8 protein-coding genes and 1 pseudogene are annotated in these 9,309 nt (G+C 72.6%); 7 read left to right on the plus strand and 2 right to left on the minus strand.

The features are described from left to right. Positions 1-457: pseudogene (locus tag AE652_RS27170) on the plus strand (hypothetical protein); the annotation flags it as partial. A gap of 114 nt (positions 458-571) precedes the next feature. On the opposite strand, the gene AE652_RS46620 reads toward AE652_RS27170, so the two are convergent. Both AE652_RS46620 and AE652_RS27180 read right to left on the minus strand, forming a co-directional pair. Next, positions 572-1,588 (minus strand): hypothetical protein, encoded by a 1,017-nt coding sequence (locus AE652_RS46620; protein ID WP_159028570.1) that lies wholly within the window; start codon positions 1,586-1,588, stop codon positions 572-574. Further along, complete coding sequence (locus AE652_RS27180) at positions 1,578-2,099, minus strand: SigE family RNA polymerase sigma factor (RefSeq protein ID WP_053112272.1); 522 nt, start codon at positions 2,097-2,099, stop codon at positions 1,578-1,580. Before AE652_RS27180 ends, AE652_RS46620 begins: the two co-directional genes overlap by 11 nt. Positions 2,100-2,448: 349 nt before the next feature. Between AE652_RS27180 and AE652_RS27185 the strand changes: the two genes are divergently transcribed. The 6 genes from AE652_RS27185 to AE652_RS27205 all read left to right on the plus strand — a co-directional run bounded on the left by AE652_RS27185 (position 2,449) and on the right by AE652_RS27205 (position 9,223). Beyond that, positions 2,449-3,969, plus strand: a complete 1,521-nt coding sequence (locus AE652_RS27185) for a sialidase family protein (RefSeq protein ID WP_049656120.1) — start codon at positions 2,449-2,451, stop codon at positions 3,967-3,969. A gap of 341 nt (positions 3,970-4,310) precedes the next feature. Beyond that, positions 4,311-4,439 carry a hypothetical protein gene (locus AE652_RS49075; RefSeq protein ID WP_255357452.1) on the plus strand — a complete coding sequence of 43 codons (129 nt, stop codon included), beginning with the start codon at positions 4,311-4,313 and terminating at the stop codon, positions 4,437-4,439. A 20-nt stretch (positions 4,440-4,459) separates the two neighbouring features. Next, a complete protein-coding gene (locus AE652_RS27190; protein ID WP_049656122.1) occupies positions 4,460-5,401 on the plus strand; it encodes a phosphotransferase family protein in 942 nt (313 codons plus the stop codon). Positions 5,402-5,556: 155 nt separating this feature from the next. After that, a complete protein-coding gene (locus tag AE652_RS27195; RefSeq protein ID WP_049656125.1) occupies positions 5,557-6,900 on the plus strand; it encodes a GH1 family beta-glucosidase in 1,344 nt (447 codons plus the stop codon). A 369-nt stretch (positions 6,901-7,269) separates the two neighbouring features. Beyond that, positions 7,270-8,430 (plus strand): amidohydrolase family protein, encoded by a 1,161-nt coding sequence (locus AE652_RS27200; protein ID WP_049656127.1) that lies wholly within the window; start codon positions 7,270-7,272, stop codon positions 8,428-8,430. A 160-nt stretch (positions 8,431-8,590) separates the two neighbouring features. Next, on the plus strand, positions 8,591-9,223 hold the full coding sequence (locus AE652_RS27205; protein ID WP_049656129.1) for a TetR/AcrR family transcriptional regulator: 633 nt from the start codon (positions 8,591-8,593) through the stop codon (positions 9,221-9,223). Positions 9,224-9,309 lie beyond the last annotated feature (86 nt).

A 9,309-nucleotide genomic window follows, 5' to 3' on the forward strand; every position in this document is an offset into this window, starting at 1 on the left:
GGGCCGGAGGGGCCCTCTTCAGCTCACCTCGCCCAAGGGGGGCCAGGGCGTCCGTACCGAGACCCTGGTGGACGGCAGCAAGGCCGAGATCCACGACCTCGGCAACCAGCACTACACCGCCAAGATCGTCAACGCCGGTCAGGTCCTCGCCACCATGGAGACGAAGGAGCACGACGACGGGCTCGACGCCAACGGCATGTTCGTCATGCTCTCGCTGGACGGCCGGATCCGCTCCTGGATGGGCGGCAGCCACCAGGGGCCGGGCACCTTCAAGCTGGCGGGCGGCTGGACGGCCAAGGTCACGAAGGTCGGCGAACTCCGGTACCGCGCGGAGATCCTCGGCAACGAGAACGCGGTGTACGGCACGCTGGAGGCGAACCAGCACGATGTCGGGGTCGACGCCAACGGCGTCTCCATCGTGCTCAGCGCCGGCGGCGAGATCAGCGCCCACGAGTGAGCGCGCCGGAACCCGGACACGCCGGACGGCGGAGCCACCGACCCGATCGGTGACACCGCCCTCCGGACCTGGTCCAAGTCTCTTGGTGGCCAATGACGTTGAAAAGCAGGGTCGCTAGCGGACCTCGGCCACCAGGGCCCCGTACTTCGCCTTGATGTCCGCCTCGGCGGACTGCCACTGCGGGGTGTCGACCACGACGCCGGTGCCGTCGATGGCGAGCGTCAGCCCGTCGATCACCACGCCCCTGACCCGCCACTCCTCGGTGTCCGCGCGGATCCGGTTCAGGACGGTCATGAGCTGCTCGCGGGAGCCCGCGGCGTCGGCGAACCGCACCTTCACCGTGGGCCAGTCGGCCGCCCTCGCGGTCACGGCGGCGTCCAGGCCGCTGCCGGGGACCCGCATCACGTAGAGCGTGTCCGTGTTCCTGTCGCGGCACGTGCCGAAGTAGTGGTCCGGGTAGTCGGTCATCGCCAGCGTCTCGATGGACTCACCCGCCCGGGTCACGCGGGCCTCCGCCGGGTCTTCCGACGACAGCGACGACGGCGAGCCCGAGCCCGAGCCCGAGGCCGAGTCCGTGGGCAGGGACGACGGCGAGCCGGACGACGACGGGAGGCCGGAGAACGGCGTGCCTGTCGACGGGACGTCCGAGGACGAGTAGCCCGGCGGAGGGGTGGCAGGCGACAACAGGCCCAACCAAGGGGAGCCCGGCGGCGGCGTCCACGACGACGAGTAGCCCGACGAGGTGATCGCCGACGGCGTCTCCCAGGGCTGCCGGCTGGAGTGCTGGTGCCAGCCCGGTGTCCGCATCGACGTGGGCCCGTTCACACAGTTCAGCATCACGGCGGTGTGCCCCGGCGCCGTCGCCCCCGCCGTCGGAGTCAGCACGCTGAGGCCCGTCCCGGCCGCCCCCGTACGGTCGCTCCCGGGGCCGCCGCCGCCGAGCTGCGTCAGCGCTCCCGCTCCGAGGACCAGCACCGCGGCCGCCGTCACCCCCCGTACGGCGGCCTGCCGCCGGGCGCGCCGACGCCCGGCCCGGTGCAGTTCGGCCAGCGGCGGGGTGCCGGCGATCCCTGCCGCGTGTGTTCCGAGCCGGGTGACCAGCTCCTCCTCGAACCTGTCCTCAGCGCTCACGGCCTACCAGCTCCCTCACGTTTTCCATGTCCTGTCGAAGCGCCTTGATCCCGCGCGCCAGGTGCGTCTTCGCCGTGGGCACCGAGCACCCCAGCTCCTCCGCCACCTGAGCGACCGGCAGGTCCAGGTAGTAGCGCAGCACCACGGCGGCCCGCTGCCGCTTGGGCAGTCCGGCCAGTGCCGCCGCCAGCTGGTCGTCCCGTTCGCCCTCCGGGGCCGCCGGTCCGTCCGGCAGCGCGGAGGTGAGCACTTCGCGTCTGGTCCGCCGCCAGCGCGAGACGTGGGTGCGGACCATCGTCCTGCGGACGTACCCCTCGGTCGCGGCCGTGTCCCGGATCGTCGAACGCTTCGGGTACACCTGCGCGAGGGCGTCGTGCAGCAGGTCCCGGGCGTCGTGGACGTCACCCGTGATCAGGTACGCCCCCCGCAGCAGGGCCTGGTACCGGGCTACGACGAACTCGTCGAACGGGTCGGATCCGGAGCCCCCCGGGAGGATCGATTCGCGCTTCATGCCTTCAGGACGCCCCAGCCACGGAAAACGGATGACAACCAGCCAGTATTCACGTCCACGGGGGCGCCGCCCCGCGCCGGGGGAGGGGCACCGGACCCGACGGTCCGCGAGGCGCCGTTCCGTTTTGGTCGCACATCTTGTGCGATGTCATGATCCGGCTCACACTTCCGATTTGCGAACACGTGTGCACTTCTGCGCGCGGCACGCGATCGGGCGGCGTCGCCCCCACGAGCCTCGACGGCGCCGGACTCCTCCGATCCGCACGCGCCAACCGGGGCGGGTCGCCGTGCCCTCGGACCGCGGCCCGCCCCTCGTCGTCCGTACCTTCCCCCACGCGAAGGAGCTTCGGATGAAGCACCCGCGCACCCCTGCCCGCTGGCGGCGGCCGTTCGCCGTCGCCGCCGCGGCCGCCCTCGTCCTGACCGGCGCGGCCTGGAACGCCGCCCCGGCCGCCGGCGCCGCCCCGTACGCCCTGACCGTCGACGGCGGCGGGCCGCGCCTGCTGCAGGTGAGCGCCGACCCGTTCACCGACACCGGGACCGGAAGCCAGCACGCCACCGAGGTGGAGCCCGACACCTTCGCCTACGGCGGCACGATCGTCTCCTCGTCCCAGGTCGGCCGGTTCCCCGCCGGCGGTTCGGCCGCCCTCAGCTGGAACACCTCGCGGGACGGCGGCGCCACCTGGCGGCACGGCATCCTGCCCGGCATCACCACCCACCAGGGCGGCGGCAACTGGGCCCGGGCCTCCGACCCCTCGATCGCCTACGACGCCAGGCACGGCACCTGGATGATCGCCGGCCTGGTCATCGACGCGGCGATCAACCCCGTCGGGGTGACCGTCAGCCGCTCGGCCGACGGCCTGCGCTGGCAGGACCCGGTGCGGGCGGTCGGCTTCGACGGCCAGGGCTACGACAAGGAGTGGATCGTCTGCGACAACACCCCGTCCAGCCCGTACTTCGGCACCTGCTACATCGAGGTCGACATCCCCTCCTCCGACAACCTGGTGGTGATGTCCGCCTCCCGGGACGGCGGCGCCACCTGGTCCGCCCCGTCGGGCCCGTCCGGCGTCAACCTGGGCCTCGGCGGCCAGCCGCTGGTGCAGCCCGACGGCCGGGTCGTGGTCCCCTTCTCGACCGACACCACCTCGATCCGCTCCTTCAACTCGACCGACGGGGGCCGGTCCTGGGGCTCCACCGTCCTGGTCGCCGACGTCGTGGCGCACGGCGTCGCGGGCGGCCTGCGCGACGGCGAGGGCCTGCCCTCGGCCGAGATCGACGGCGCCGGCCGGGTCTACGTCGCCTGGCAGGACTGCCGGTTCCGGGCCGGCTGCCCGGGCAACGACATCGTCTACGCGACCTCGACCGACGGGACCACCTGGTCCGCCGTGACCCGGGTGCCGATCGACGCCACCACCAGCGGCGCCGACCACTTCCTCCCCGGCCTCGGCGTCGACCGCGCCACCTCCGGGCACAGCGCCAAGCTCGGGCTGTACTACTACTTCTACCCGAACGCCGACTGCACCGACGCCACCTGCGAGTTGGAGGTCGGCTTCATCTCCTCCGCCAACGGCGGCGCCACCTGGAGCGCGCCGCGGACCGTCGCCGGCCCGATGCCGCTGTCCCGGATCGCCGCCACCGGAGGCGGCGCCATGGTCGGCGACTACCTCTCCACCTCCGTGCTCGACGGCAAGGCGGTGGCGATCTTCGCGGTCGGCAGGGCCCCGGCCGACGGCCAGGCCTACGACGAGGCCATGTACGCCGTCGAGGGCGGCCTGCCCGTCCGCGGCGGCAGCACCCCCTCCAGCACCGGTCCGGTCGCCTTCACCGCGCCCGTCCGGGAGCGGCAGCTGCCGCCGCCGGTCCGTCACTGACCCGCCGCTGACCCACCGCTGACCCGCCCGGGCCCGCCCTCCCGCCCCACCGGGAGGACGGGCCCGGCCGCGTCCCGAACCGGGTCGGCGCGGCAGTACGGCAGTACGGCGACGCGGCAGCGTGGCGGAATCGGCGGAATCCGGCGCGCCGCCCCAGGAGAGCACCAACCAGCTCGCCACGGGCGACTTCCCGGCCGTCATCGGCGACTGCCACGCCGTCCGCGACCTCCAGACCCACACGAGCATCGCCCCGCTGCCGGCCGAGGGAGTTCCCGCAACTGCCGGAGCTGGTCGCCCGGCACTACGCCGGCATCGTCGTAGAGGACGGCCTCCTCCTCGACGTGGGCTGCTCGACCGGTACCCTGATCCGCACCCTGGCGGAGCGTCGCCAGGGCAGCAGGGCCGGGTCCGGCCAGGCCATGACGGCCCAGAAGTACACCTGCTTCGAGGGCTTCCTGGCCGTCAAATGACAAACAGAGGAAGGTTTCTGGTGAGGCTTCCCGCCACTGGACAACTGATCGACCAGGACGTCACGGACGGGCTCGCCGAACTCGCGGGCTCGCTCGGCTACACCCCGCCCGTGGTGCTCAGCAGCGGCGTGGAGTTCCTCGTCTACCGGGCGAGCCCGCTGAGCGGCGCGGCGCACGAGGACGTGGTGCTGCGCGTGCCGCGCGCCCGTACGTTCCACACCGCGAACAACGTCGGCGTCGGCGCGGACGGCCTGCTGGAGCAGGAACTCCGGATCACCCAGTGGCTGGCCCCGGACGGCTTCCCGGTCGCCCGCGCCCTGGGCATCGAGTACACCCGGACGGGCACGCCGGTGCTGCTCTCGGCCTTCGTGGACTCCGACGCCCAGGCACCGGACTGGTCCGAGGTCGGGGCGCTGTTCGCGGCGCTGCACGCCAAGCCGGCCCCGGACCTCGCGCCCGTCGTCCAGTACGGCCGGCCCGTCCCCGACCTGCTGGCGCAGCGGCTGCCCGACCGGTTCGGCAGGCTGCTGGACCTCCGCCCGGGCCTGGGCGAACTGCCCGAGCGCGCGGCGATCGCGGCCCGCCTCGCCGAGACGTCGGCCGAGCCGGCGCTGCTCCACCTGGACCTGCGCCGGCAGAACCTGCTGTGCGGCCAGGGGCGGGTGGCCGCGCTGATCGACTGGTCCAACGTGCTGATCGGCGACCCCGCGATGGAACTGGCGCGGATGTCCGAGTACGCGCTCATCCCGGAGAACGGCCTGGACGAGCGGGCGATCCGCCAGGGCTACGAGGCCGCGGGCGGGAAGTCCTCCGTCACCCCCGCGGCCGACCTCCTCTACCGGCTGGACGCGGCGGTGATGCTGGCCCTGGTCTTCACCTCGGTGGCGCCGGACCCGCGGCTCGGGCCGGCGCAGACGGCACGGGTGGTCGAACTGCTGCGGGAGCTCGCCGACGTGTGGTGACGGGTCCGGGGTGAGTCCCTCACCCCCTGGCCACCGGACGACGGAAGGGACCGAGGCCCTCTGCGGGGCTCCGGTCCCTTCCGTCGTCCCACTCTGGTGTTTCGGCGCCGCGCCGGTAACATGACTTCCCCTCATGTTTCCGTCAGGAGGCTGTCATGCCGGACCGCTTCGACCTGCCGGCGGGGTTCCGCTGGGGTGCCGCCACCGCCGCCTACCAGATCGAGGGGGCGGTGAACGAGGACGGCCGCGGGCCCTCCGTCTGGGACACCTTCGCCGCCCGCCCCGGCGCCGTCCGCGACGGCCACACCGGCGCGGTGGCCTGCGACCACTACCACCGGTACCCCGAGGACATCGCCCTGATGAAGGGCCTCGGACTGGACGGCTACCGCTTCTCCGTCGCCTGGTCCCGCGTCCAGCCCACCGGCGCGGGCGCCGTGAACGCCGCCGGCCTCGCCTTCTACGACCGCCTCGTCGACGCCCTCCTCGAAGCCGGCATCACCCCGCTGCCCACCCTCTTCCACTGGGACCTCCCGCAGGGCCTCGAGGACCACGGCGGCTGGCTGAACCGCGACACCGCGTACCGCTTCGCCGAGTACGCGGGGATCGTCGCCGACCGCCTCGGCGACCGCGTCCCCGCCTGGATCACCCTCAACGAGCCCTTCGTCCACACCGTCTTCGGCTACGCCCTGGGCACCCACGCCCCCGGCCGCACCCTGATGTTCGAGGCCCTCCCCGCCGCCCACCACCAGCTCCTCGCCCACGGCCTGGCCGCCACCGTCCTCCACGACCGCGGCCTGGAGGCGATGCTCTCCAACAACCTCACCCCCGTCGAGCCGGCCACCCCCTCACCCGCCGACCTCGCCGCCGCCGAGGCCTACGACGCCCTCCACAACCGCCTGTTCACCGACCCCGTCCTCCTCGGCCGCTACCCCGACCTCACCGCCCTCGGCGTCCCCGACGACATCTTCGGCGCCGTCCACCCCGGCGACCTCGACCTCATCCACACCCCCGGCCTCGACGGCCTCGGCCTCAACTTCTACAACCCCACCCGCGTCGCCGCCCCCACCCAGCCCGGCCTCCCCTTCGACCTCGTCGACATCCCCGACGTCCCCCACACCGCCTTCGGCTGGCCCGTCGTCCCCGAAGCCCTCCGCCAACTCCTCCTCAACCTCCGCGACACCTACGGCAAGGCCCTCCCGCCCCTCACCATCACCGAGAACGGCTGCTCCGTCGACGAGTCCACCACCCCAGACCAGCCCCGCATCGACTTCATGTCCGCCCACCTCGACGCCCTCGCCCAGGCCACCGCCGAAGGCATCGACATCCGCGGCTACTACACCTGGTCCCTCCTCGACAACTTCGAATGGGCCGAGGGCTACCACCAGCGCTTCGGCCTCGTCCACGTCGACTTCGCCTCCCAGCAGCGCACCCCGAAGGCCTCGTACGCCTGGTACCGCGACCTGATCGCCGCTCACCGGGCGAAGCCGGCGGATCGGTAGCAGCGGCCGCGCCTGGTGGGCTCTACGTACCTGGGCGCTCGTGTCGCAGTGGCAAGTCGTCGAAGACCTGTCGGCTGAAGTGAGCTGCCCGCAGGGCGGTGTGGCGGCCCGCACCGGGATCCGAAGAGAGCGGCGGTGGGCGGTGCGCCCTGCATGGTCCCCTGGACCGGATCTCGCCGCGCCCTGCCCATTGACTCCGACCTTCGCCCCTCTTACCGTAGCGGTCACTACATGAGTCTGTAGTGACCGCTACATGAACGGGTGCGTCCGTGGCGACGCAGACCCGCTGGTCCGGCATGCCTGCTTGGTGCCGATGACGACCCGCCAACGGTTCATGCTGCGTCCCGTTGCCCACAGGAGGTGCGCGTAATGACCGACACCGAAACCGAGAATGCCCCAAGTCCGGGGCGGCGAAGGCTCCTCAAGGCCGCCCTGCCGCTCGCCGTCGCCACCGCGGCGCTCGATCCGACGCCGGCCCGCGCGGCATCGCCCGACCCGGCGCCGCGGTCGCCCGTGACGCGCGGCCGGGGCCGCATCGACGTGCACTGCCACCTGCTCCCGGACTTCTACCGGCAGTCCCTCGCCTCGCACGGCATCGTCGAGATCGGCGGAGTGCCGGTCCCGGTGTGGAGCCCGGCCCTCGCGGTCGACTTCATGAACCGCTACGGCATCGAGGCGCAGGTGGTCTCCGTCTCCGAGCCAGGGGTCACCTATCTGGATGCCGCCGCCGACCGGTTGGCCATGGCGCGGCGCCTGAACACCTACATGAGCCGTGAGCTCGTCTGCGGATCCACCTACCGCCAGGGGCGCTTCGGCGGCTTCGCGGTCCTGCCGTTGGGTCGCAGGGTGACCGCGATGGACGTGGGCGACGCGGTGGTGGAAGCCCGGAGGGCGGTGCGTGAACTCGGTTTGGACGGCGTGGGCCTGTTCAGCAGTTACGGCGGGACCTACCTGGGCGATCCCGTCTTCGAGCCGTTGCTGCGCGAACTCGACGACCTGCGGGCCATGGTGTTCGTCCACCCGGTGACCCCCTCGGCCTATCCCGACCTGGGGCTGCCGCCCTTCCTCTACGAGTTCACGTTCGACACCACGCGAGCGCTGGTCAACATGCTCTACAAGGGGGTGTACGAGCGGCACGCGCGCATCCGCTGGCTGGCCGCCCACGCCGGCGGCACGCTGCCCTACATCTCCTACCGTGCGAGCCTGTTGACGCTGACCCCCGAGCTCGCCCAGCGGTTCGGTGCCTCCGGGTCGGCGGACAGCAGTGCGCAGTTCCGCGGCCTCTTCTACGACACGGCCCTCTCGCCGGCGCCCCAGGCGATGAAGTCGGTGCGGGAGCTGGCCGGCGCCGAGCACATCCTGTTCGCCACCGACTGGCCGTTCAGCAGTCCCTTGTTCCTGGGGGCCGGAGATCCCGCGCCCCAACTGGACGAGACGTTCGGTCCCGACGAGCGTCTGGCTGTCGAGCGGGGCAATGCGCTGGCCCAGTTCCCGGCGCTGGCCGCCCGGCTCGGGGCCCGTACGGGCTGAGCCCCGAGCCGGACGCGCTCGGCCGATCCGGCAGGCGGAGCGCGCCGACGAGCGCACTGTGGCACACTTGCTGTAGTGATCGCTCCAATTGGAGTGAACGCTGCAGTAGGATCGCCGTCGACGACAGTCGAACGCACCCGAACACGAGGAGGCACCCGCCATGGCCGGGCCGCAGACGACCCGCAAGAAGCGCGCGAACGGGGTGGAGTCGCGCCAGCGCATCCTGGACGCCGCCGTGGAGATCGCGGGCGAGCGCGGCTACGAGGGCACCTCGATCGCGGCCGTCAGCACCAAGTGCGGGCTGCCCGCCAGCTCGATCTACTGGCACTTCAAGGACAAGGACGACCTGATCGCCGCGGTGATCGAACGCAGCTTCGCGACCTGGCTGGCTGCCGTCGAGCTGCCGGGCGAGGAAGCGGGCACTCCGTTGGAGCGGGTCACCGCCATGGCGGTGAGCGTGGCGAAGTCGCTGATCGACGCTCCCGACTTCCTCCGGTTCGGGCTGATGCTCGCGCTGGAGCGGCGCCCCACGGAGCCCCGGGGCCGGACGGTGTTCCTCCAGGTCCGTGAGATCGCGGGCGCGAAGATCGCCGAGATGGCCCGGGAGCTCGTCCCGGACCTCGACGAGGACTCTGTCCGCCTGCTCACGACCTATGCCGTCGCCGGTGCCGACGGACTGTTCGTCCAGCGCGAGATCAACGGGGACGGCGTCGACCTGGTCGCGATGTTCGAACTGCACGCCCGGCTCGTCTACGAGGCGGCTACACGCATGGCGGCGGAGAAGGAGGAGTGAGCCCGGCCGGTCGCGCGACTCCGCGGCCGGCTCCCCGCGCCGCCCGGCCGCCGACCCGGCCGGAACCGGGCAGGGCCGTGCCGCCG

The organism is Kitasatospora sp. MY 5-36, assembly GCF_001182915.1.
GTDB lineage: Bacteria > Actinomycetota > Actinomycetes > Streptomycetales > Streptomycetaceae > Kitasatospora.